The 24,433-nt window shown below is 40.2% G+C and carries 16 protein-coding genes and 2 pseudogenes; 4 read left to right on the forward strand and 14 right to left on the reverse strand.

Annotated features, from left to right (window positions below; genetic code table 11):
- Positions 1-291 carry a hypothetical protein gene (locus CDC33_RS32510; protein WP_109012816.1) on the forward strand — a complete coding sequence of 97 codons (291 nt, stop codon included), beginning with the start codon at positions 1-3 and terminating at the stop codon, positions 289-291.
- A 451-nt stretch (positions 292-742) separates the two neighbouring features.
- Here CDC33_RS32510 and CDC33_RS32515 read toward each other — a convergent pair whose 3' ends face one another.
- The 4 genes and pseudogenes from CDC33_RS32515 to CDC33_RS42035 all read right to left on the reverse strand — a co-directional run bounded on the left by CDC33_RS32515 (position 743) and on the right by CDC33_RS42035 (position 7,599).
- Complete coding sequence (locus tag CDC33_RS32515) at positions 743-1,345, reverse strand: type II toxin-antitoxin system PemK/MazF family toxin (RefSeq protein ID WP_109012817.1); 603 nt, start codon at positions 1,343-1,345, stop codon at positions 743-745.
- Between the two features lies 1 nt (position 1,346).
- On the reverse strand, positions 1,347-1,826 hold the full coding sequence (locus tag CDC33_RS32520; RefSeq protein WP_109012818.1) for a type II toxin-antitoxin system antitoxin SocA domain-containing protein: 480 nt from the start codon (positions 1,824-1,826) through the stop codon (positions 1,347-1,349).
- 279 nt (positions 1,827-2,105) lie between these two features.
- Positions 2,106-2,366: a hypothetical protein gene (locus CDC33_RS32525; RefSeq protein WP_109012819.1), complete on the reverse strand. Its 261-nt coding sequence runs from the start codon at positions 2,364-2,366 to the stop codon at positions 2,106-2,108.
- A gap of 296 nt (positions 2,367-2,662) precedes the next feature.
- A pseudogene (locus CDC33_RS42035) lies at positions 2,663-7,599 on the reverse strand (hypothetical protein).
- 47 nt (positions 7,600-7,646) lie between these two features.
- On the opposite strand from CDC33_RS42035, the gene CDC33_RS32540 reads away from it, so the two are divergent.
- Complete coding sequence (locus CDC33_RS32540; protein WP_181374276.1) at positions 7,647-8,177, forward strand: hypothetical protein; 531 nt, start codon at positions 7,647-7,649, stop codon at positions 8,175-8,177.
- Positions 8,178-8,605: 428 nt separating this feature from the next.
- On the opposite strand, the gene CDC33_RS32545 is transcribed toward CDC33_RS32540, so the two are convergent.
- The 6 genes and pseudogenes from CDC33_RS32545 to CDC33_RS40790 form a co-directional block, all read right to left on the reverse strand.
- Complete coding sequence (locus tag CDC33_RS32545; protein ID WP_109012820.1) at positions 8,606-9,124, reverse strand: hypothetical protein; 519 nt, start codon at positions 9,122-9,124, stop codon at positions 8,606-8,608.
- A complete protein-coding gene (locus CDC33_RS32550) occupies positions 9,040-9,891 on the reverse strand; it encodes a hypothetical protein (protein ID WP_109012821.1) in 852 nt (283 codons plus the stop codon). The genes CDC33_RS32545 and CDC33_RS32550 overlap by 85 nt, the downstream gene beginning before the upstream one ends.
- Positions 9,892-9,903: 12 nt before the next feature.
- Positions 9,904-10,347 carry a hypothetical protein gene (locus CDC33_RS39390; protein ID WP_181374277.1) on the reverse strand — a complete coding sequence of 148 codons (444 nt, stop codon included), beginning with the start codon at positions 10,345-10,347 and terminating at the stop codon, positions 9,904-9,906.
- Positions 10,348-10,377: 30 nt separating this feature from the next.
- A complete protein-coding gene (locus tag CDC33_RS32560) occupies positions 10,378-10,842 on the reverse strand; it encodes a hypothetical protein (protein ID WP_181374278.1) in 465 nt (154 codons plus the stop codon).
- Between the two features lie 157 nt (positions 10,843-10,999).
- Positions 11,000-12,577 (reverse strand): annotated as a pseudogene (locus tag CDC33_RS32565) (DUF3854 domain-containing protein); the annotation flags it as partial.
- A gap of 265 nt (positions 12,578-12,842) precedes the next feature.
- Positions 12,843-14,051 carry a hypothetical protein gene (locus CDC33_RS40790; RefSeq protein ID WP_369694403.1) on the reverse strand — a complete coding sequence of 403 codons (1,209 nt, stop codon included), beginning with the start codon at positions 14,049-14,051 and terminating at the stop codon, positions 12,843-12,845.
- 460 nt (positions 14,052-14,511) lie between these two features.
- Here CDC33_RS40790 and CDC33_RS32575 point away from each other — a divergent pair, with 460 nt between their 5' ends.
- Both CDC33_RS32575 and CDC33_RS32580 read left to right on the forward strand, forming a co-directional pair.
- The gene (locus CDC33_RS32575; protein ID WP_109012822.1) at positions 14,512-15,942 is read left to right on the forward strand and encodes a helix-turn-helix domain-containing protein; all 1,431 of its coding nucleotides are present in this window, start codon (positions 14,512-14,514) and stop codon (positions 15,940-15,942) included.
- Positions 15,939-17,825 (forward strand): protein kinase domain-containing protein, encoded by a 1,887-nt coding sequence (locus tag CDC33_RS32580; protein ID WP_181374279.1) that lies wholly within the window; start codon positions 15,939-15,941, stop codon positions 17,823-17,825. The genes CDC33_RS32575 and CDC33_RS32580 overlap by 4 nt, the downstream gene beginning before the upstream one ends.
- 398 nt (positions 17,826-18,223) lie before the next feature.
- Here CDC33_RS32580 and CDC33_RS32585 read toward each other — a convergent pair whose 3' ends face one another.
- From CDC33_RS32585 to CDC33_RS32600, 4 genes are all read right to left on the reverse strand, one after another.
- The gene (locus tag CDC33_RS32585; RefSeq protein ID WP_181374280.1) at positions 18,224-18,460 is read right to left on the reverse strand and encodes a hypothetical protein; all 237 of its coding nucleotides are present in this window, start codon (positions 18,458-18,460) and stop codon (positions 18,224-18,226) included.
- A 96-nt stretch (positions 18,461-18,556) separates the two neighbouring features.
- On the reverse strand, positions 18,557-18,904 hold the full coding sequence (locus tag CDC33_RS32590) for a helix-turn-helix domain-containing protein (protein ID WP_146195895.1): 348 nt from the start codon (positions 18,902-18,904) through the stop codon (positions 18,557-18,559).
- A 672-nt stretch (positions 18,905-19,576) separates the two neighbouring features.
- Positions 19,577-21,304: a tetratricopeptide repeat protein gene (locus CDC33_RS32595; RefSeq protein ID WP_109012824.1), complete on the reverse strand. Its 1,728-nt coding sequence runs from the start codon at positions 21,302-21,304 to the stop codon at positions 19,577-19,579.
- A gap of 34 nt (positions 21,305-21,338) precedes the next feature.
- Entirely contained in the window at positions 21,339-24,431 is a 3,093-nt protein-coding gene (locus CDC33_RS32600; RefSeq protein WP_181374281.1) for a COG1470 family protein, read from the reverse strand.
- Positions 24,432-24,433: the final 2 nt, after the last annotated feature.

Below are 24,433 nucleotides of genomic sequence, written 5' to 3' on the forward strand. Positions count from 1 at the left end.
ATGGCAGATAAAAAAGACTTAGCACCGGAAAAAGTTCGCCTCAAAGATAATTACCGAGAGCGCATATTTGCAGAATCCCAAAAACTAGATAAAAGTTACCTGGACACGCTTTACTTTATCGTTGATTGCTATTTTGTTTTCATCAAGGCTGGATTACCTGCACAACTTTTAGCTGACACACCCATTAATACTGGGTCAAACCAACTTACATCTTGGACTCAAACTTCATTTGCACAAGAGAAAGAAGAAGATTCTGAACCGGAAACCTTCAGCCTTGACTTTGATTTATAGCCGAATAGTACGCTTGATAACGCTAAATCCCTTATTTATAAGGTTTTTGGGTGTGGGGTGTAGTAATGCTCATGCCAGCGTTGCTCCCTGCAAAGAAGTTTATCAAACAGAATTCAGGAGTCAGGAGTCAGAATTCAGTTGGGTATTCTCTATGACTGGCGGATAGCGAGTCTACGTTCGGGTAGCGTCTCGTAGAGAGCGTCAAGATTGCTGACTCCTGAATTCTGAATAGCTGAATTCTTTTTCAATTATGTTCGCACTCATATTTACTTTTCTTGATTTTTTTCCTACACCCTACCCCCAACAAGATAGTCAGCAAGCAGGTTTCACATAAATCAAGCGTGCCATTCCATCAGCGATCGCACTTTGCACTGACCAAGCTAACAGCAGTACGGAGATTGCCGAATTTGTAATAATTAGAATATCAATGTTATTGACAAATATACAGGTATTATGAGTCTAAATTGTTAATTAATTCTTCTATTACTAAATTTTTTGTATCTTCAGGTAGATAATCAAAGATTTTTTTCAAAAGTTCTGGAGACGCATTTTGAGCAAACCAGTCTTCACTAGGATTCTCTTGAATACTCAAAAAATACTTTAAACGTTCTTCTATAGCTTCTCTATCTGCTTTATCCAATTGTCCAATTCTCTCTAACCAATTGGCTGATGAGCCTTTAAAGCAATTAGCATCAACAGTACATATTTGATGAACTAAAGCGTAGGAATTTTTATCAAGACCATTTCTACTTGTAGAATTAATTGGATATGTGGTTGGTAAACCGTTAAATGTAGTTTGTGAAGTCAGAGGAATAACAGAAAACGTTGCTATATATCCAGATTCATCTTGAAACTGATCACTTGTCCAGATGATATAAGGATGTGTACCTCTAAAAACCCTACTTGAATTAATATTCTCACTACAAGTTTGACATTCTACTTCAGCAGGCTCATCTAAATTATAAATATGAATATGACCCAGTTTGCAACGAAGAGATACCCTATAGGGATTTGTAGAATAGATCCAACCTTGTCTAGGTCTTTTTCCAGCCACTTTACAATCCTAACTCACTGACTAATTTTTCTCTTTCTGCTTGTAAGTTAAGTTTAACTTTCTCTTCTGGTCGATGGGTATTTTTTGCTTCCACCATTGGAGCAGTGCTATATACATAATCTAGTAACTGATTCAGTTTCTCTGAGCCAGCCCACTCTCTACGAATATTATCCAGTACAAACTTAATACTGAGAGGTATGTCCAAATCATCTGCCTGAGCAACTTGATTCACAGGTCTAATATATGTTGCATTATACTGAGACTCTTGAATAATCTCTTTCCCATTCATTTGATTTAAAGCAGTATCTATACCTTCATTCCAAGGGCCAAATTGATAATAACACCAATCTAGATCAGTCAGCTGCTTTCCTGTCCACTTAACAGAGTAAAGATCAGCTAAATACAAAAACTTGATTAGCTGTGTTTTTGTAATATACCCTTTTGTCGCGTAGACAAAATATTTTATTAGTTTATCCAACATGACCTTTCTCTCTGTTAACTGCCACAAAATAGTCTAATTAATGAAAAAATATAAATGTATTAAATGTATATAGAGATTCATAATCCTTTTTATTTAATAAAATATAAAGATTTTATCCAATGTTTCTATTGCTTAATTATAGTTGCTCTTTTTGCAATCTTTAACACTTTTTGGCTTGCTCATCGTAGACTACAGTATATTTGTACTAATACAATAGTACACGATTAATGTAACCGACACAATCTTTGACTAAAATCTCATGTGTTTGTTGTAACTGTCTCATGGACTTGTCGCATCTCGCTGAATAACCCTTCGCCACTTTACCATTTCCGTGAACGATACAAAGCACCTTTGACACCAAGCATCCACCCACAATGCTGGAACTTTGAACCTTGCTGCACGGTTGGGGTACTCTGAAAGTAAGCTTAATTTGTGGCGAACCTCTTTCAGAGGAGCTAACGCTAACGCATTTTTATCAAACACTTTTTTACCATTTGGTGTGGTTTTCTTGTAGAAGCCACAAGCGATCAGCTCATGCATTGCCGTAAGCTGATTGTTTCAGCAGGGACTAGGAAAACGAATTCATGGAACGATCGCTTGAACCTGTAAAGCTTGAATTGGATGCATCTTTGGCTTTGATATGAATAATTCAGGCAGAAGGTAGAAGGTCAATTACAGGGGATTCTGACAATAACAGTAATTGTAGACCGTTAAATCTACGATTTAGCAGGGAGCTTAAACCCAATTTAGCAAGGCAAAAAGGCAAAATTTAAAACTTATTCTTTCCTCCAGCAAGAATTACCCTCTGCCTTCTGCCTTGCCGGAGGCAGATAAATCTATCTTTGTAAGTCTACTTGTTGTATTTGAGATTTAGCTAATATTTTATCAATTTGAGTATTAGCATCCTCAAAAGTTTGCAATATCTGGGAAGTTAGTTTATTAGTCTGTACCTGACCAGATTGCAAGTTTAAAATTACCTCTCCATTTTTCTGCGAAATAGTTAAATCTCTCTGCTGGGTATTGAAAGCCAAGTCATAAATCTTTCCTTGAACTTGAGTAATATTTTCATCAGACTTACCCCAGACCATGCCAATCCTTTGAGCAATTTGAGTCAACCGACTGATGGCTTCAAGTTCAAATTTATCTTTATTCATTACTGTTAACGCTTCGGCTGATAATTGCTCACCAGCTTTAAACCCATTAGCCACTTCTACAATGCGTTTTTTGTAATTCTCCGACTTCCCTAACTTATCTGCGGCATTGTACCAATTTCTCAAATCATCAATAGTAACTGTCGGGGGCTTCTCTACACCTAGAGGTTCGGTTTTTGTACTATTAGTAATGTCTATTGTAGAAGGAGTAGTGGAAAGTGATGGAGTTATAGATTGGTTAGGTGGGGATTGTGCTGTTTGTTCTGGTGGTTTCAAAAACTGCGGTCGTGTGGCGAGGGAGCTAACAAATTGCTGATACTCAAGAGTAGATTCAATCACAGATCCAAATTTCTTGGTCATGTTCTCCAAAGTTTTGGGGGGAATTGAACTGCTGACTAAGTTAAATACCGCTAGACCTTTTTTAGTTTCCCTGATAACATCTTCGGGCGGGACTTGGGAATATACAACTTTTTGAGCAGTTAACCATTTAGTCACAGTTTTCTGGTTGTCAACAGCCAAGCCCATGACTCCAAGTTTTTTGTTTGATTCTGTCGAAAATAAGAAAGTAGGACGCTCTTTAATATGATGTAGAATTTTCCCACTACTCTCAATCATGTCTTGTTGTTCAGAATTAACCGATTGAGTCCCAAAAACCTGAAATTCCTTCGTCCACTTCTGGGGATATTCAACGGTATTAGAGTCAATTTGAGCGCAAATCACAGAGAAATTACTTTCAATGATCGCGGGAGCGGGTGTAAGTTGTCCAGTTTTGAGTAGTCCAAGCTGTCTGAGCGCATCTTTGTCTTTCTTGAAATGTAATACCCCCAAGGGTTCACCATTTAAAAATACAGCATCTCTAGTTTTTAAAGGTGGCGTTTCGATAGTCAGTTTTCGGTAATCTCGATCCGAAAATGACTGACCAGAAAAATCATAAAAGTTGATTTTATTGATTTTGAGGAGATTACCATTGGGAGATTCACCCAGGACAAAAGCTTGATCTCCAGTTTCGGAGATTGACGTGAGCTTTAATTTTAGGGGATTACCATTTTTCAGGTAATCAACTTGTTTTAACTGCTGGACAGAATCGCTGTCTAACTCCCCTAATGTTTTACCATCTAACTTAATTTTTACTGTTTTGTCAGTCACCGGCACAGTGCCAAATTCTAAGTTGACCGGTTCGGCATTAAAAACCTGTCCTGCATAAGAGAAGTTCTTGAGTTCGCGGATGGTAATCTCAATGGGTTCATTTCCAGGTAAACCAATAGTGGCCTTAGCAGTAGCAGGTTCCACCCCAAGGAAATTAGCTTGCGCCTTTGTGCCAATCGGTAGCTGTCCAGTTCTTGTCTCCAACATGGCGAATTCTTTATATTCGCCGTCACTATCCTGTACAAATAACAGTCTGGAAACGTGGCGTTCGTGTCCCGGTGGGTGATGAGAGGCTCTGATTTCTATGGGGTGTTTTTCGTCTGGGTTCCACTTTCTGCCCAAAAATTGATTTGCTTCATTATTAAGTGTGACTAACTTCGGTTCGCTAAATTGCAGTTTCTCCAAGCGGGAGATAATCTCATTGGGGAAAGCAGCGAAAGCAAAATTGGAGACTTTTTTAGCGATCGCCTGGGGATTTGCATTTTCTTTTCTTGCAACTTCAAGTTCATCTTGGCGGGATGCACAGATGTTCCAAGCGGCGGCGGATAGAGCAAGTTTTTCTGACTCTGGGATAGAAGCGTAAAATGCTTCTGCCGTCTCCTGCGCCAAGGCAAAGAATAGTTTAGTTGGGAGCAACGCGATTTTGTGAGGTGCTAAAATCTGGGACGTATATAGCTTGTTTCAGGATGCGATCGCAACTAAAAAACCAGATTTTGTTGAGAATATAGGGGTGTAATTGAGAACTAAACCCCGATCTCACTTTTTCGCGTTGCTCCCAGTTTAGTTTGGCTTCTAGTAAGTTCTGGTTTTAGTTCTAGGAGTTTAGCTCCCTGCATGGTCATCCCCGCCTTGAGATTGTAATCTGCCTGCGATTGTTGGCTAACTGTCCCCAGGTTGCGGTAAGCGGGTTTTCCATCTGACCCAACCTCGCCATCTATCTGTGCAACTGCTAGTAATTTGTGGGGGCGTTCACTGTTTGTGAATTTAATCTCATCTAGGCGAATATTAAGTGTCTGGGCTTTCCAGATTAAGGGATGCCCGTAGCGGGTGAGGTTGGTAATTTCGAGTTGCGTTCCTGAATCCGTTTGAACAATTGCGCTAGGGCCAGACTCTGTTTCTCGCCGCCTTGAGGCACGAACCGCAGCGTTGAATTTCAGATCGAACTCGTACTTCGCGGCGATCGCTGCAAATTTCTGCTGTGGTGTAAATTCTACTCTTTTGAACAAGTCTTTAAACTGGACGATGGGGCGCGATTCTAACTGTGATTCTTGGAAATATTTATTAGTTTGGCTAATTAATAATTCTACTGGTGAGTAACCCTTTGGTGTTATCCCCGTGCTTAAATAAACTGACGAAGATTTCTTATCTTTAATATAATTAACATCACGATACAAGTAGCGGCTGTTCTCCCGGATTTTATCCATCTCAGGTTTTTTAGCGCTTTTGAATAGATCAACTGCTATTTGGTTTTGATAACACCCCTCACCAATCATTTCTCGGTACATCAGCCGATTAGCATCCATCGCCTGCTGAATAATATCTGGCGTTCTGTTAGGATTCTCTGCTAGAGCTACAACAGATTGCATGAAAGGCTTGTACTCTGCTCTAATTGGTTTGGGCTTCTCGCCATGTTCCTGTTCAAATAAACTTTGATAGCGCTTAGATACTTGGTCTAAATAAGTTGATTGCTGTTCTAAGGTACCATAAGTTTTAAGTACCTCAATTTCCGATTCTAATGCTTCCAGTGCTGTCACTTGATTGTTGATTATGCCCACGCTGATGCTATCACTCATGTGGATAGCTATTTCTTCAAATGGCGGCTGGGTTCCATCGGTGGGTTCATAAAATGATTGTTTTTTGAGCTTAACCGTGGGCGAATAGGCGTTTTGTGGAAGATTTCTTCGCTCTGCCTCTGCTGTCAGATTAGGATATAAGCTAGCTCTTGCTACACCAATGCAGTCACCATCGTAGTCTCGTGCTTGGCGTTCTGATTCTGTTTCTGCTGGATCGATAAAATCAACATCAACCCCTCGTGCTTCTAACTCTGTAATTCTTTGCTGTATGCGCTTGTGGTCTTCGTCATTGACCACAATTATGCCTTCTAAGGGTTCACCATCTGGAGAAAGGCGGTCTTCAACGTGTTTATTGATAGACACACACAATCCATTAGAGTTGAGGAAAGGAGAACGAAAGTTAAGAACTTTTTCTCCAAGTTCCAGCCAAGGGGCACAAATTTCACCATTTTTGAGTTCCTTGGAAGGAATAATCATTGCTCGGTCAAAAGTAAGCGTTTTCCCAATAGCAATATCTCGCCACTCACTTTGGACAAATCGGCTTAATTCTTGTTTGACCTTCTCAGTTTCTAAAAGCTGCTGATGCCTTAGTAAATCAGCTTTAATGAGTTTGTACATGAACAAGTCATCTTTGCCGGGATCATTATCCAACTCCTGATCTGCATCTAAGTCATCATTTGCCCCTAAGTTTTTAACATCTGTTTCTTGATTGATAATCTCTGATGCTTTTAATTTATTTTGGCTCAATGATTCTTTACGTTTTTCGTATCTTTCACAATAGTAAGCAGCAATAAGTCTTGGATCATCTTGAATAGAGGTTAATCTTTGAGCTTGTACCTCTAGTTCCTCAATAAAATCTTTAAGTCCGTGAGGGAAAGATGCCAAGAGTTGGGAGATAGACATCTGACCTTGCTGAGATTGCCCTTTTTCAGCTAACCAAATATTTTGCTGATATAATCCTGGTTGAATTTGAGGTTTAGTGGGGCCTTCTGGTCTATCCTTGTCTGTTCCCTTAAAACTGCTTACGGGGAGAATTATATCGATTTTTGGTTCGTTTTTAGGATTTGCATATTCTATTCTATCTAATCTGTATGGTCGGAGTGTTCCTTTGCCAAAACGGTATTTAGTAGTATCTTCTCCAACTCCATCCACCCAACCGAATCGATGCTGAATTACACGATAGCTTTTATCTGCTTGGGATTCTCTTAAGGTTAGCTTGTCGTAAAGTTGTGTTGAAATCTGCCCATAACAATCGCCAACTAATTTATATGCCAAATCATTCGATAATATCCCTCCATTTTCACCCCTGTTATCAGTAGAATCATCTACTACCAGAATATTTAGCTTTTCGTGAATCGCATTTTTACAAGCCCCAAGGAAGATGGAACCATAAGCCCCACGGTCTTTACTATCTGGACAAATTTTTTGAATCGTTTCTAAACATTCCTTTTCTCCATAAAGTAAGCGAGTTTTTGAAGATAATAGTAGGATATGTCCATCTGGATGATTTTTTAAGTTTTCATCTGTACTGTATTCATCTGAATGTCCAAAGAAGAATTTTTTATCAGGAAAGTAAAATTCCAGTAAAGTATTACTGAGCTTTTCAGTTAAAATAGTTTGACACTCATCTGTATAAATCCATTGATTGAGCCTGGGATCAAAATGTTTAATTTCCAGAGTCATGGTTTTAAGAAGTTAATGAAACTTGGTTAATCTCTTGAGAGGTTTGTATGTCGAGAATTAAACGTTGGATAAATATGCATAAGAAAGAATTCAATGCAGATGGAACTTTAAAAGATGAAGTAAGACAACAAAAGTTATCTAATGGCGCACATCCAGGAGCAATTGATAGTTATGCTCGTAGAGTAAAAGAAGAGTATGACGAGTGGAAGCACCTGGATGAGACTGATCCAGAACCGTGGCCAATCTACACAGCCTACGATTTCTTCACTGAACAAGAAAAAAAGGAGTTTAACCCAGATGGTTCTCTCAGACCTGAATATGTAGAATATGCTCAGAAAATTGGCATCAGTGAAAGTGCCCTCGAACAGCTTGAGTGGCGCAAGAAAATGGAGGTTGATAATTACAATAAAGTGTCTGCCTCACACGTAGAACAAGGCATCAACTTTGGTGCATGGTTAATGAGAGGAAGGATTGAAGATAGCAGAACATACGTCCAACGTCGTCAGCAGATGGAGCAAGACCTGCGTAACTTTGAGGATGTTGACAGTTTGCCTTTCGATAAGGACACCTCCTATTAAAGTAGGTGAGGTTAGGCTGTAAAGAAAGTTTTTATCCATCAAATACAGTGATTTTATCTGAATATGTGAAAAAAGCGATACCTACGGCGGTTACGCATCGTTAAGTAAAGCAGCGATCGCAGTTTCATAAATTGTGATCGCCTGTTGATAAGTTTCTAACGTCTTTTGCTCCTGCATAAAACTAATCCGCTACTGGATATTAAGGTTTACTTGTCACATAGCTCTTTGATAAAAGCATCAATCGCTTTCGCTGCTGAGGACTATCTAGACTTTCTGGAATGCAACTCAGAGCAATACAAAACATACTTGAAAACCTGACTAAAAATACAGCTCTCCAATGGCTTCAAAAGCTTGTAGGGAATGACTTATACCTGACTAAAAAATTGCTTAGAGGAGAATTAACAGTATTTTCTCCTCTAATAAATTAATTATCTGCGCCGTTTAGGTTTACTCTTATTGCGCTCATACTCAGCAATAATATCCTTGGTCTGTTGTGGAAGAATGACACTTTTATTGTTAAATCGCATTTGATATACCAGATAACAGGGACTTTTGGGATCAGGACAGGAAAGATTTGTTGGCAGATTAATGATTGTTACTCCTGCAAAAGTCGCAGAAGCTAACATGGCAGAGCCAAAAAAGAAAATACCAGAGCGGCCAGAACCGACCCAACCACCGAGCCAAAAAACAAGTCCTTTGAACTGTTCAAAGCGGTTTTGACGAAGTTTTTGACGTTCTAGTTGTGCTTCGTTCCAAGCTTGCAGTTTTTCCAGCTTGTGGGCAGCTAATTTATTGGCTTTAGCATCGGAGGCTTTTTCGACTTGAATATCAATAGTGCGTTCTTTGGCTGCAATTTCTTGTTTTAATCGGTATTCATTCCATTCTTGGATACGTTGGGCGACAGCATCGGCATTGGCGAAGAAGGCAATGAGGGTGTCGTCTCCCAATTCATTCCAGATAACTGTGCCCTCTGTTGCTTTTTTTGGGCAATTCGAGCCATGATTCTTTCTTCTAATTGAGCGAAGAGGTTATTTTCAGAATCGCTCTGTTGTAATTTCAATGCGACATTTTTCAGGTAAAGTGATTGAACTAACTCTGGGGCTTCTTCAGCCTGAGCAGCAGTAATTTTATCAATCAAGCTAGATAAATCTTCTCTTGCCGCTACAGCTTTTTCACTAACATTCTCAATGACTGCATCTAATTTTAATTGTTGAGAATTTTCGCTTTTACTTAGAGTTGTTAAGCTGGCTGCAACTTCTTCAAAGGATTTGTTTTGCTCTTTTATTGATTTGTAGGTTTCAAGAAAGCGTTCGCACTCATCTGGGCTATACTCATCTTGCTCAGATAGTCCGCAGACTTGGAGAATTAATAAAGCCTGAGAAAGTGCGATTTTATAGCCTCTTTCACGAGCAATAACTAGTAATTCAGTGATATCTAATGGTGATTGGGCTTTTTTTCCTTGTTTTTTCCCTCCATTCTTCGTTGACGACGAGGAATTGCCCTGAGTTTCTGACAGTGCATTGTCAACAACTGGAGATAATAGAGCCATTACTTCCTCATCATTTCTACCCTGCTCAATTAAGGTGCGACATTCACGAAACCTGTCTGCATCATTCTCGGTATATAACTCTTTTTCAGGTATCCCACTCAAGCGTAAAGTTCGGCTAATTTCGGATGGTGAGAGGTTGTTGAAAAGTTCTTGTGGTTGATACATAATTATCAATTTCTATTTAGATAAAGTTGAAAAAGGATTTAACCAGTCAACTTTTAACTGTCTTTGTTCTGTTGGGGGAATATTGGACGGTTCTGTTGGGGAAATCTTAGATGGTTCTGTTGGGGGAATATTGGATGGAAGGGAAAGTGATGAAAGTGAATTTCTGTCTACTGCAATCATCGTGGCTGCCTGAGACGGGATTTCTCCCAGCAGTCCCATCAGATATGAAGAGTGAAGTTGAAGGCGGTAAAGACAAGCACGAATGTGTGGTTCTAAATCTACGGGTTGCTCTTGGGCTTGATAGGCTAAAGGAAGCCAATAGCTGCTAATAGCAATTATCACCATATCTTTCGCAGGATAAAGAGTATTTCTGGAGTTTAAATACTTAAACAGCATTGCTTCGGAGCTATCAGTCTTAACTCTACTTCGTAAGCGAAACTCAACATCTGAAAACATTGCTAATATTCCTTTAAAACGAGCAAATTACTAGGACGCACGATGGTTTGAAATAGCTGATGTAGCGTTTTGATAACGGAATAATCCGTATACATCCGTGAAACGTAAGCACAACGCATCTTTTTTAATCGGCAGGTTAAAAGCCAAGCGCACATCCTCTTCTAATTCTGCCGCCCATGAAATCTCGGTATAAGTAAATAAGTTTTTCAACTCAGCAACTAAATATTCCGATGTTCCCCCACCAATAATTACTTGCTGAATATCAACAGGAATATTCATACTCAGCCAAATAGATACTTTATTCCAGTATTCTTTCCGAGACAACTCCGCTACTTCAACAATTTGTGCTACTTCCTCAGCTTTAAACTCAGCATTCTTACTCCGAGCCAAGGTGTTAAAGTATCTCGGTTTTAACGCTGAACCTGATAGATGAACAGCCTTTAACAAATCATGTAAGTTCTGTCCCGATGTTCGGCTTTTGATTCTCTCCAGCATCCAGGCTAAACCCAAACCGGGAGCAACGCGAAAAAGTGAGATCGGGGTTTAGTTCTCAATTACACCCCTATATTCTCAACAAAATCTGGTTTTTTAGTTGCGATCGCATCCTGAAACAAGCTATATACGTCCCAGATTTTAGCACCTCACAAAATCGCGTTGCTCCCTCCATGTGTGCATCAGCGATGACGACCAGTGGCGCGTTGTATACTATATATTCCAGGACTTCAAGTATTGCTGCACGGTGCTGTTTGCAAGTATTACTGTGTAGTAGGTGGGTGAGGTATTGGCAGGCTTCATCTATAAATATGCAGCCGTAGGTGAGAGACTGAGTATTCAGCTTATGCAAGCTGTCGATAGTAATACTAAGGGCTTGAGCCTGGGCTAAACCTGTGTAACCCAAGTCGGAATACATCGCCGTCTGCAAGCGTTCGGCAAGATTTTTCAACAAGTTAACCCGATGCCCATTGTTAAGGAACCGCGCGTTGGGGTTTTGGTCACGCCACCAGCGCATAAGTTCAGTTTTACCAGTGCCCATATCACTCCACAGTACAACCAGTCCAATTTCTGGAAAACGGAAAGACTTTTTGGGATTTTGGGTACTGGGTTTGTGGTCAGGGCAGTCAGAAATTATTAACTCTTGTTTTCCTTCTCCCTCCCCACAGCTTGTAGAGCTAACACTTGGGGTAAACAATTGCTCTTTTTCGATATCATAAAGAGTTGGGACAGATGAACATTTTTCCTCCAGATCCGGAATGCAGAGTGCTTGGCTCAGATATTTAATATTGACTGTGACATCGGGTTTATACCTACTCAAACCCCATTTTTTAGCCCGATACGAGCGCTGGTAATCGGCAAGTGATTTGGCATCATCAATAATTGCAGTTAGTAGGGTATTGGCATCTTCACCCCTGGCTACCACGAAATCATCTACACCTTTTTCTGGTCCCGGCAACAGTGCAACTTCACATTCACAACCAGCAGCTAAGATTGCTTTTGCAGTGCGAACAGTGGCTTGAAACACTGACCAACGGGTGTTGGCTTTGGTTTCGTAGTCGAATAGTATAATGAACTTGCGTCCCGCCTGAGCCATCGGTACTAAGTCAGGATGCAACCGTTCATCAAAATCTTGTTTGCCCACGCGCCCGTTCCAAATTCCCGGCAGTGCGATCGCTACAAACCCCAGACTCAGCAAGCAAGCAGCTTTTTTTTCGCCTTCGCATAAGATAATTGGAATCTCTGGATGCTGCTTCACCCACTCCCAAAATATTAGTGGATTGAGTTTATCCAGTAAGCGCAGCGCCAAAACTGAATGATAGCGCTTAATTAAATAACGTTTTGCAACTTTGTCCCAAATACAGTTGCGAATATCGAAGTAGGTAACGCGGTTTGCTGTCTTAGGTGGCGACTCGTACTTAACTGGTTTACCTTTTTCCCAATCAATCCGAGGGAAATTGGGCTTAATCCGCCCCCACTCCATTGGTTGCCAATTGTTGAAGGGGTCAAGAGATTGAATCCATGTTCCCCCCAGTAATAGATGCTGATATTGCCTTATGTATGCATCCGTGACTCGACCTGCATTTCTGCGAGGAATTTTATTAGAGATGAACAGGTAGTCGTAGATTGTTTCTCCTTCTATGTGGAAGAAACTGCTCTCAATCAGTGCTGGATGAATAGCACTACCAGCTAGCAACTCATGGTACTCGGCAGGCGTGAGATTGTTTGGGTATTCAATTGGGTGTTCGCTCTGCTCAACTGATACCTTGCAATCTGGTTTAGGCTCGAATCGCTCTTTGTTGCCACTCTTAATTGCATTTTTATTTGTATTCACATTTTTTCCTAAAATTTTCCATGACAATTTTGGCGACATTGCACCTATGCCGCATTCATCAGTGAACAGTTATCAGTTATCAGTCATCAGTCATGCTGTACTCCGGGAGCAGAACCCGTAAAGTTGTCCTTACAGCAAATCAAAGAAGGAAAAATGAATGACGATTAGCTTAAGTGTTAACTGTTAACTGTTCACTGTCTTTTCGAGCTTGTGTGATTAAATCAGTCTCCTGGGTGGTAAGTTCAGCCCAGTAGTCAGGTTTTATCACCTCGTATTTTTCAGCCACAGCCCAAAAGTCAAGCCATGTAAACTCAATACGTGCAAGTACTTGCCTAATTTCCTTAACCGCCTGGGGTAATAGTTGTAATTGCTCCGTCCTTGTTGCGATGGCAGAGAGTGTGGGACTAGTACCCAAAATTATGGCCGCCGCCTCAAGAGCTTGGGTATTGTTCATGGCAATGCTTAGGTTTTTCAATGCCATACCCATGAGGCGCAGACATTCAGTCGCATTTTCTTTGGGTGGCTCTGCTGCCAGAGTTCTCAAATCAATTGTCTTCTCCAGTGCTTGCTGAACCTTCTTGTTTAATGCTTTAGCCCCTTGTTTAGTATAGGTATTCCCCCAATCTTGTAATTGATGCGGCTCAAAGGCGTTTTCCAAATCCCGAATGCGCTCTTTTAGCTGCTGGTTCTCAGTTTCCAACTGCCGTAGCGATTCCATCTCGTCTAAGCGCTGCTGCAACTGGATATTTTCCTCCTTCTGTTGCCTGTACAGGTTTTGCAAGGATTGGATTTGCTCACTTACTTGGGCTTCGGCTCTAGCCTTAACCTCTGCTTGTAGTCCAATCCTCAATTCCTGCTCCAGGCACTCTAGCTCAAGCTTATGTTGCTCTTTGAGTGCAGCGATCGCTTCGGTGTATTCTTTCGGATAAGTCCGGTCTGGTGACACAATTGCGGCATCCAAATCAGCATTGTTTACCAGCAGCCTTTCACTATCAGAGAAGGTGACAATCTGCTGCGAATTATTCGGTGCGTCTGCCTCAATTACTCCTTCTTCGCCATAGCGCGGATGCAATTGTGATGAAACAGTGACAGAATTACACAATTGCGTTTGACTTTCTTCGCTTTTTGTGGTTTTTCCAGTTGTTTGTGCGACAAGTTGTACTGCTTGAGCGAAATCTGCGGCAGTGGGGAAGGGTTTTTCTTTGGCTGCGATCGCTACGACTTCCTGTAACTTATCGGGAGTTTTGACCAGTCGGAGTAGGAAACGAGTCTGAGAAGGTTTGGTAATATGCGCCCTCAGTTCAATAGGTAGAGTATCAACTACTTTTTTGGCAGAAAGCAAATCTCTGACCCGGCGATATCCACCATGTTTGGTCAACTCGTTTTCGCAATAGTCTTCAAAGCTCTTGTGTCCAGCGTCTTTGTAATAACAGTTGTTCTGTGAGATTTTTACTTTTCACTTTTAAGTTCTCCACACTTGTGATGTTTGTGCCAAGCCTCCTATCCGGGGAAGGGTTTTAACTTAAGTAAACCTGCGCCAGATGTTACAATTAGACCTGATGATCGGTTTTGTCCGTAAGTCTAGCTACCTATGGAAGGTAGTTGCTGGTACGGGATTGGTCAATTTCAGCTTTAAAATAGCTAACCTATAACCGTGACAATGTATTCACAGGTGTCTATTGCTATTTAAGCCATGTAACATTTTAAATCTTATAACTTGAAGGGCAGATTGTAATCCCTACTCTAAGTTAATAATTGTAAAGGGAATAGGGGTTGACAAGATTGGTCATAAGTAAGATCAAATACAGTATTGTTTGTAGTGGTATTACGGCTCAAGCATGAACTCAAGTCAAAATTTAGACATAAGAACAGTAATTGACATACTAGAAGCTCAAGTTCTTAGTTATACTGGAAAACGTTTGACTAAAGCTGAAAGGATTGTAATTGAAGGGTCTTGGCATGGTAAAGACTATAAGGAAATAGCAAGTGATTCTGGATACAGTGGGTATTATTTGCAGCAGGAAGTTGGACCACAGTTATGGACAACACTTTCAAAGGTAATCGGTAATGGGGTGCAGGTAAAAAAAATAACTTTAAAAAATATTTTGCTTAAAGTAGCAAAAGAGTATTGTATAAAGCTGGAAGCATCTAGGCTGGACGATGATTGTCTAGTGGGCAAGACAAGAATATATGGAGATCTGCCCAAAGCAGCGTTTTTTTATGGTAGAAAAAAAGAAATTATTGATTTGAAAAAGCAAATTAATTTTTCTAAAAAATCTTGCATAGCCATAACTGGAATAGGAGGAATAGGTAAAAGTCTATTGGTAGCGAAAGTAATCGAAGAAATACTTTTAGATAAATCAGATGCATATGAATACATAGTTTGGAATACAGTTACTCGTTATTTCTCCATTGATGAAATAGTCACTGAATTAATTAGTATTTTTGACTTAGAAGCAGAGGAAGAAACTCTGTTAGAAAAAATTTCTTTGCTATCAAAACATTTTCATCTGCATCGCTGTTTACTAGTATTAGATGGGTTTGAAAAAGTGGCACAAGTAGAGAGTTTTAAAAAAAGATTAGAATATGAAGACTTTTTTGTTGGAATTACAAAAGGTCGTCATAAAAGCTGCATATTAGTAACGAGTCAAGTGCCTTTAAAGGACATTGCTTACGTAACTCAAAGTTTGCCTATTGAATCTTTACGCTTGGAAGGCTTAGACTCAAATGCTGCAATGCAAATGCTACGTGATAAAGGATTATTTGGGGACGGATGTATACAATTAATTGAAAATTATCGCGGAAATCCATCAGAGTTAGATACAGTTGCTGAACGAATTAACCGCATTTTTGGAGGGAATGTTCAAAAATTCTTTGATTATGAAACAACGGTAATTGGCCCTAGACTTAAAGTAATGCTTAATATGCAATTTGGGCGAGCTGGCTTTTTAAGTGATCTCCAAAAAAAAATCATGATTTTTTTAGCAGAAGAGCTATCAAAAGATTCAACTCCAATTCCTTTTTTTAAGCTTGTTAGTGGATTAAAAGAACGATTAGGTTTAAAAGTGTCAGTTTCTGAAGTAATAACAGCAATGGAAGCCTTAGATGAACGTTCGTTAATTGAAACTAGTAGAAAATCAAGTAAACAGGAAATTTGTTATAGTTTGGAACCAGTAGTTAAGAAGTATATTTTGGTCGATGCACTCGGCTTGGTGTACGATAAGACAAGTGCATCGCAAACAAGTAATGCCGTTCAGGAGCGAATGTGAGCTACTGTATAAATCCTCTTTGTACTCAGCGTCACAATCTTGATAATATTGAAAATTGTTTAGCTTGCGGGAATCCATTATTAATAAACAAACGTTTTCGTTTGTTACATCCGTTACGTTCTTTAGATAAAGATCCATATACTTATACAGATATTTTTGAGGTTGAAGACGTTGGTATTGTTGAGGATGAGGATGATAGCACAGAATCCTATCCACATCCTCAAAGAAAAGTGATGAAAATCTTAAAATGGATAGACGAGCCTAAATTAGTTGAACTGCTTCGACGAGAATCAATTTTATTACAAATTCTTGACCATCCTGGAATTCCTAAGTCTAATAGAGGAGATTATTTTGCTTTGAGGCTGAATGACAATCGTTTAGAATTGCATTGCTTAGTAATGCAGAAGTTTGAAGGAGAGGACTTAGGGAAGTGGATAAAATCTTATGGAAAAATTCCTCAGAGCCTAGCAATTGATTGGCTTTCACAATTAATGGATATTCTTGATTTAGTTCACCGCTCTGGTGTGTTTCATAGAGATATTAAGCCAAATAACATTATTTTTCAACCCAACGGCAAATTAGCACTTATTGATTTTGGTGGCGCAAGAGATATTACTAGAACCTACTTAGCGAAAGTTAGCACTAGCGGAGGAACCAGTACAGGATTAGGTAGTGGGCATGACATAACTATCGTTCGGACAGCTTGTTTCTCCCCTTTAGAGCAAATTAATGGGCAAGCTGTACCACAGTCAGACTTTTATGCATTAGGCAGAACTTTTGTTAACTTAGTTACTGGTATTCCTTTAATTCAAATTAAAAGCGACGAAAAAACAGGGAGGCTACTTTGGAGGAATAAAGCACCTCATATCGATAAATCTTTGGCTGATTTTATTGATGATTTGATGGCTCCCTTCCCAGGGCAACGTCCACAAAATACTCAAGTAATTTTGCAGAGGTTAAAAAGCCTTTCTCTGCAAAGCAAATCAAATAGATTAATTAAGTCTAAAAAATTTTTATTTAGTGTATTAGTTACATTAATTGCTTTAGGGGTTTTTGGAGGGTTCCAAGTTTTTTTCCCAATAATGGCTAATAAGTTGGTAGTAGAAGGCAAAAAAGCAGAAATAGCAAATGATTCCCAAACTGCACAAAACTATTTTAACCAAGCTATAGAATATAATTCCCAACTTAAACTTTCTGTTTCCCAGTTTTACTTAGAGCAAGCTGCCCGTCATTTTAACGACTTCAAACTAGCGAAAAAATATTATGAATTAGCCCTTAAATATAATGATAAAGATATAAATGCTTATAATAGTTTAGCTGTAGTTTGTTGGCAACTTGGAGAAGTCGCTTGTGCCTTAAATAATTATCAGCAGATTTTGAAATTAAAGCCTAATGACTGGGAGGGATATTATAGGTTAGGAAGTTTTTATGATCAAGAAGGAAAAGAGGATTTAGCTCAAGAACAATATAAAATAGCAATTAGAATTAATAAAAAAGCAGTGCCTGCGCTCAATGATTTATCACGCCTCAGAAATCTCAAAGAAGACTATACCCAGGCTAGTGCATTAGCGCTTGAAGGATTGCGCCTGACTGAAGACCCAAAACTACAAGCTGCTTTATATAAAAATTTGGGTTGGGCAAAGTTCATGCAAAATCAGTATAACGAGGCAGAGACATATTTACAAAAAGCAAGTGATTTAGATAGCAAGAGAATAGATGCTGTCTGCTTGCTGGCTCAGGTGCAAGAAGCTCTAGGTAAAATTGAGGATGCTAGACTTTCATGGGAAATCTGTATGCTTGCTAGGACTACTCAGCAAGATGTTTTTCAGTGGAGGCAGGAATTATTAGACCGCCTTACCAATAACTCAAAAATCTCTCAATAGAGTGAATTTTTGCGAAAGTATGGATTTAGTTTATTTGTTTCGCTATCAAACTTATGTATGCTATTAACAAGCAAGTAAATAGATAAAAGCTTTTAATGCAGTCTTTACGGGAGCAACGCGATTTGGTGAGGTAGGATCAAAAACCAGCGATCGCTAACAACTTTCTTCAGTACTAAAAAATATTTATTACATTAAGAGCCGTATTAATACATAAGCTGTCAACCAATTTTAAGTCTAGTGATGTGTGCAAAAATTTATAAAGGTCAAAAACAAGGTAGGATTCCGGTTAAGTAATCTTTCCAGAGTTTTAACGTCTACCTTTTATGGCAAAAAATATAAGTGCAACTCTTGATTTAAACAACTCAGTTAAAAGTTTTCACTTACAGGTCACAAAACTTTTAGAATTTACAAATATCATTTTGGTTAGTGATGTAGTCGTCGAGTTCGGCTTGGGCTGCGGCTTGGTTGTCAACTTTCTGAAGCTTGGTGGATTGGTGGGTGATGATTGCGTTTACCCAGGTTTGGGTCGCTCTTCTGTCCCCGGTGGGTGTTACGCCACGTTCGGCAGCGATTCTTTTGAGGCGGGGGAGGTTATAGCGGGAAAGGGCTTGCTGTGTGTAAGTTGGATGGGTCATAATAAGATTTCCTGTAAAAGGGTCAAAGGGCGATCGCACAAGTTTTCCAGGCTGAAGCGGTTGTCCTTTGTTTTATCTCTTATTATTTTACATATTTTATGGAAACTGGTCAACACCTACGGACGAGATTTTTTGTAACAATGGGTAACTAAGGGTTTGCGCTACAACAGGATAAAATTGCCTAAGCTCGATCCCTAAAATTTGACAATATTTCAAGATAAGAGACAAAGAAACAGAGCGATCACCTTTACCCTTCCATTTTTCTATTTTATGAATTAACTGCTGAGAACAAGGTTCTCCAAGCCCTGTAATTGCTTGTGCTACTTCTTCTCTAGAAAGTTTCTTGTCTTCTCTTTGCTGAAATAAAAACTCACCATATTCCTGATCCCAGTCAATCCGGGATACCAAATCCAAAGGTATTCCTTGCATTACGATTTCTCTCACTGATACTCCTATATTTACACAATGTGTGGAAATAGTGGTATACTTCTTCTATGAAGTATGTAAAACCTAAGCAGTATTAGCGTAGAGCCTAAATCGTGAAAGCGATCACTCTAATTTTGTGTTGTCTTTTAGGAACTAAGTTGAGAGTTCTTACTCTGAAGGGGTTCTAAAAAATGACAGACCCACAAGTAATACTTTCCAGCAATCAATGGTGCAACGAATGCCCACACTGGGCTGCACCAAGGCATATATAGAATGGAAGACTTACTATGCTTATATGCGGAGTATTTTACCCCTTTCAACCCGATTGTTTGTTTTGACGAAAGACCCTATCAATTATTGACTGATATAGTAAAAGCTTTACCTTGTGAACCTGGACAACCACCACGAATAGATTACCAATACTCTCGTCAAGGGGTGTGTAACTTATTTGTTTTTTATGCTCCACACTACGGCTGGCGACATGTTATACCAATTCACAATTCGCAATTCGCAATTAAAAAACTTAGATACAGCAATGCTTTTAAGGTTTGCATCTGTATCAGATTTTTCGTGAAATGGTATTAGAAGTTACACAGTCAAGAACCAAAAAAGATTTTGCTCACCAAATGAAGGATTTGGTAGATGTTCATTTTCCCAGAGTAGAGAAAATTCGGGTATTTTTAGATAATTTCAGTTGTTTAATTTTGGATGAGGAGGCGGTGTTGACATCTTTTTTTGTTCCAACTTGCGCTGGATAAACTTTTTGTTTTGCTGAGCAACAATATTATTAGCATCAATTTTTAACGCAGCATCAAAAGCCGCGATCGCTTCTTTATCTTTGTTTAGTTTCATGAAGACTATGCCTTTACCAACTAAGACAAAAGGATCGTTTTCCTTGAGCGCATTTGCCCGATCATAAGCTGTGAGTGCTTCTGGATAGCGTTTCAACTCAGATAAAATCACGCCGCGATTGTACCATGCCTGAAATAGCTCTGGATTGATACTAACAGCGCGATCGCTAGAAGCTAAGGCTTCACCATACCTTCCTAAATACCAGAGTACGACGCTGCGATTTGTCCAGATATCGGACAGGGTGAGGTTATCGCCTGACTTCGCATCCCCAGCCAGCGCTTGATCGTAAGCAGCTAAAGCATTGGGATACTGTTTTAAAGTTCTGAGGATGCGGGCTTTATTGAACCAAGCCTGAGAGTATTTAGGCTGAAGTTTTGTAGCACGATTACTAGCAGCCAGGGCATCTTGCAATCTTCCTAAATACCAATGGGCGACGCTGCGATTGTTCCAAGCTTCGGCATAATCAGCTTTTAAACCGATGGCACGGTCAATAGAAGCTAGTGCTTCTTCGTACTTACCACCGCCAACGAGGGCATTTCCTCTTTGGTTCCAGGCAATGGCAGGCGTGAGATCCCCCCAGTTACCATCGCCTTGTAGGGCTTTGTCGCAAGCAGCGAGGGCATCTTGATAATTTCCCAACCGATTTAAGGCTGTACATTGACTAGCTAAGGCCAGAGAATAGTCGGGTTTAATTTTGATTGCCCATTCATAAGATGAAAGTGCTTGAGCATATTTTCCTAAAAGCCCTAGCACAAAACCATGTTCTGCCCAAGTAGGGGCATCGTCAATTTTCATGGCGATCGCTTGGTTGTATGAGGCGAGGGCGGCTTCATACTTGCCTAATTTTCTCATTACCAAGCCTTTGTGATACCAAGCCATTGCAGGCGTTGCTTTGCCCCAATTCTGGTTAATTTTCAATGCCAACTCGCAAGCACTAATGGCTTGTTCGTACTTACCTAATTCCGAAAAAGCCTGACAACGGTTAGTTAGGGCTAAGGAATAATCAGGGTTAACACTCACGGCGCGGTCATAAGCGGCGATCGCTTCTTCTGGTTGCCCTGACTTGTCTAAAGCTGCTCCCTTGAGATACCAACCTAATGCGGCTGTATGTTGTCCCCAATTACCATCACCTTGCAGGGCGCGGTCACAAGCGGCGATCGCTTCTTCATATTTTCCCAATCCCGAATAAGCTTGACAACGGTAAACCCAAGCCAAAGAATAATTAGGCTGAAAATTAATCGCCGTATTCGCAGCCACAATTGCTTCTGCATACTTGCCTAAATTGATTAACGGTTCAATCCTTGCCGTCCAAATTTTTGGCTCTTTGGGATTCAATCCTAAAGCGCGATCGCAAGCTGCCATTGCTTCAGTATATTTGTTTTCACTGCCCAGCAAATCACACAAACTCGCCCAGTAATTAAAGTCCTTTAACTCCTCTTGAGCTAATACCTTTTGTGAAGGATAAAAACTCACAGCTAACAGTGAAACAGGCAAGAACCAGAAAAAAATAGCCTTACCTTTAGCCTTTTGTTTATTGCTACTAATAGATTTCAATATATTTTTCATATCCAGCGAACAGCTAGAATTTTTGCTAATTTTTTTAATCAAATTTAGGAGGTAATTCCACAGGAGAGAGCAAATCTGGTTCCGCAGGTGTAGGCGCACCAACAGCAGGAGCCGATGTTGCACCAGAATTAGGCGCTGGCTGTAGTACAAAGGTTTCGATAGTGACTGCTCTAGTAATTGGTTCACTTGCCGAACTTTTGACTTGCAGTGTCAAGGTCACAATGCTTGGCTTGTCACTTAAGGGATAAGATATATTACCCGATACAGGTACAGTTCCAGGTGCAGGCAGTAATTCTACTTTCAGGTCTTTTCCCCCTTCCACCTTCCAAGATATATTCATATTAGTTGCGATTTTTGCACCAACAATGGGGAATAAATATTTTGCTGGCGCATCTTTACCATTAACCTTAAATTCCACAATCTGGGGTAGTTGAGGTTTAATTTGAATATTATCTATTTTTTTAGCATCAGCAGGTTGTGCTTGTCCTTGTGGAGATAAAATTATCAATTCAAATGTATAGTTACCTGCTTCTTTAATACCTGTAGGCACATTTTTACAGATTAAGGTATCTCCTACTTGGCAGGACTGCTTGAGTTTCCTATTAATTCCTTGGCTAAGGTCATATGATGCCACTGGAATATTAGCCGTACCATCAGCCGCTTTAGCAATAATCTTGAGTTGGTTAATCTGTTCTGGATTACTAATTTGCCAGTTCAATAAAATACTCTTATTTATATAATTACTGGGGTTGGCTTTGCCTGGAGCTACTTTTATAATAGGTTTGGCATTTAATCTTGCTGCTTCATAGATAGGTTGATCAGAACTAAATTCCAGAATTTTTGGTATAGGTAAGGGGATGATTTTGATGGGATTGGTTTTGAGTGCATCGGCTGCTACTTCTTGGTTACTTTTAGAGAAAACCTGGAGGTTGAAAATATATTCTCCTGGCAGACGGGCATCTGTACGCATATTCTGACAAGTTAGTACCGATCGCCAACTACAAGATTCCTTGAGTTCATTGGGTATACCTTTGCTAAAGTCATAAACTATCGGTGCGACAGAAGCAGTCCCGTCAGTTGACTGACCCGTGAGCTTGAGTTGGTTAATCTGTTCTGGATTACTAATTTGCCAGTTCAATAAAATACTCTTATTTATATAATTACCGGGGTTGGCTTTGCCTGGAGCTACTTTTATAATAGGTTTGGCATTTAATCTTGCTGCTTCATAGATAGGTTGATCAGAACTAAATTCCAGAATTTTTGGTATGGGTAAGGGGATGATTTTGATGGGGATGATTTTGATGGGATTGGTTTTGAGTGCATCGGCTGCTACTTCTTGGTTACTTTTAGAGAAAACCTGGAGGTTGAAAATATATTCCCCTGGCAGACGGGCATCTGTACGCATATTCTGACAAATTAGTACCGATCGCCAACTACAAGATTCCTTGAGTTCATTGGGTATACCTTTGCTAAAGTCATAAACTATCGGTGCGACAGAAGCAGTCCCGTCAGTTGACTGACCCGTGAGCTTCAACAGATAAATTTGTCGCGGATTGCGGACTTGCCAATTGAGACGGATAAAGTCATTATTAACTTCTTGATATAAATTGTTGTCAGCCGCAAACTCTACGATTTTGGGTTGAGCAGGCGGTTTAAAAAAAGTTGCCCAAATCAAAAAAGCGATCGCTCCCAAAGTCCCGACCCCGGCTATAAATAACAGCAGAAATTGCCACCAAGGGCGCGGCTCCCAAATTAGTGTTCCTTGCGGAATATAATCAGGTAGAGGTAACTGCTGAGTATCTTCAAGTTGAACTCGGAACTCAATTAGCTCCGGCGCTCCATAGACAGGTCTGCGCCACCATTTATTAGGTTTGACCCGTAAATCAATATTAGTTGAACTGTTGGGTAATAAGCGCACAGCATCAGGCTCTACAGTGTAAGTGCAAAGCTCCTTGTCATCGGCAGTTTGCGTGCGGATCAAAACTTCCCGCGTCGTATTACCAGAATTATTCAACTTGAGATGAAATATACCTTCCTGATTTCTCACCCTGCTTCTTAAAATCAGAAATTCTGCATTTAGTGCATAAACTGGCAGAACTTGCAAATACACCACATCCATTAGTGCCAAATTCGGATTATTGGCAGAATGCAGACGGACGCTAGGAAAGTAATTTCCCGCGACAGCATTAAGCCCAGGAGTCAGCAGCAACAGAATATCCCCCCTAGCACCTGGGTTAAGGTCTAACGCATCTGGTGCTATTAGCATCCCAATTTGTTCCAACCCTTGAGGATATATCACTTTATACCAATTTTCCGGTATGTCTGGGCAAGTGATGCGAAAACGGTCTACCCGATCAGAGCGGTTATATACGCTGACGTTGACAGAGAAAGAATCTCCGGGTCGCACAGGAGTAGGTGTTTGAGAAGTCGTGACTGGTTGTAGCGTAAAGGTAGGGTCACTAACTCGAATGGCAGTTTCCACTGGCGGCAAAACTTGCAATCGTTGCGGGTGCAGTATGGGCGTGTCTTCTGGATAGTGCTGTGGCGCATCAACTTTGATATTGTAATTGTATGTACCTATTAACGTTTGTATGGGTACTAGAAACTCGAAAATAACTTCGCTACTACTATTTGAGTTTAAAGCTAACCGCTTGTTAGGTTCACTACACCATTGACGAACGGTATAAGTGCTGTCATCAAGAGAAAGGTCTATTAAGGCGCTTTGATTGCCTTTGTTGATGACAGTGACGCAGAGTTCAAACTTAGAGCCAGCAACAACTGTTTGAGCGCCAGAAGGATTGACTATCAGCGCTAAAGGCTGACCGGGAGATATTTGAGTAATAGTGTCTGGGCTGGAATCTGGGTGACGAAAGGCTATTTTGTAGCGTGGCTGACCTCCACTTTCCAATAACTGAAGAAAACCACGTTGTAGTAAATAGTCAAGTATAGTGGAGGCAACTACCTTATTTTTCCCAAGATCGAGATAAGCTGAAACTTCAGACAAGCTGACTGCTGCTGCTGTTTCCAACATCCACAGCACGAGCTGCCGCTCAGAATCGGGAAGCGCCTCAACATCAGCCATCTTCAGTCCATTAGCTCTTTGATTAGTTTGGCGCTGTGCCGTCATGA

Source organism: Nostoc commune NIES-4072 (assembly GCF_003113895.1).
GTDB classification, from domain to species: Bacteria; Cyanobacteriota; Cyanobacteriia; order Cyanobacteriales; family Nostocaceae; genus Nostoc; species Nostoc commune.

Excerpts from the sequence above, each read along its gene's own strand:
- CDC33_RS32510 (WP_109012816.1), top strand. The coding sequence starts at position 1 with ATGGCAGATAAAAAAGACTTAGCACCGGAAAAAGTTCGCCTCAAAGAT.
- CDC33_RS32520 (WP_109012818.1), bottom strand. The coding sequence starts at position 1,826 with ATGTTGGATAAACTAATAAAATATTTTGTCTACGCGACAAAAGGGTAT.
- CDC33_RS32525 (WP_109012819.1), bottom strand. The coding sequence starts at position 2,366 with ATGCATGAGCTGATCGCTTGTGGCTTCTACAAGAAAACCACACCAAAT.
- CDC33_RS32540 (WP_181374276.1), top strand. The coding sequence starts at position 7,647 with ATGTCGAGAATTAAACGTTGGATAAATATGCATAAGAAAGAATTCAAT.
- CDC33_RS32550 (WP_109012821.1), bottom strand. The coding sequence starts at position 9,891 with ATGTATCAACCACAAGAACTTTTCAACAACCTCTCACCATCCGAAATT.
- CDC33_RS39390 (WP_181374277.1), bottom strand. The coding sequence starts at position 10,347 with ATGTTTTCAGATGTTGAGTTTCGCTTACGAAGTAGAGTTAAGACTGAT.
- CDC33_RS32560 (WP_181374278.1), bottom strand. The coding sequence starts at position 10,842 with ATGCTGGAGAGAATCAAAAGCCGAACATCGGGACAGAACTTACATGAT.
- CDC33_RS32575 (WP_109012822.1), top strand. The coding sequence starts at position 14,512 with ATGAACTCAAGTCAAAATTTAGACATAAGAACAGTAATTGACATACTA.
- CDC33_RS32585 (WP_181374280.1), bottom strand. The coding sequence starts at position 18,460 with ATGACCCATCCAACTTACACACAGCAAGCCCTTTCCCGCTATAACCTC.
- CDC33_RS32595 (WP_109012824.1), bottom strand. The coding sequence starts at position 21,304 with ATGAAAAATATATTGAAATCTATTAGTAGCAATAAACAAAAGGCTAAA.
- CDC33_RS32600 (WP_181374281.1), bottom strand. The coding sequence starts at position 24,431 with ATGACGGCACAGCGCCAAACTAATCAAAGAGCTAATGGACTGAAGATG.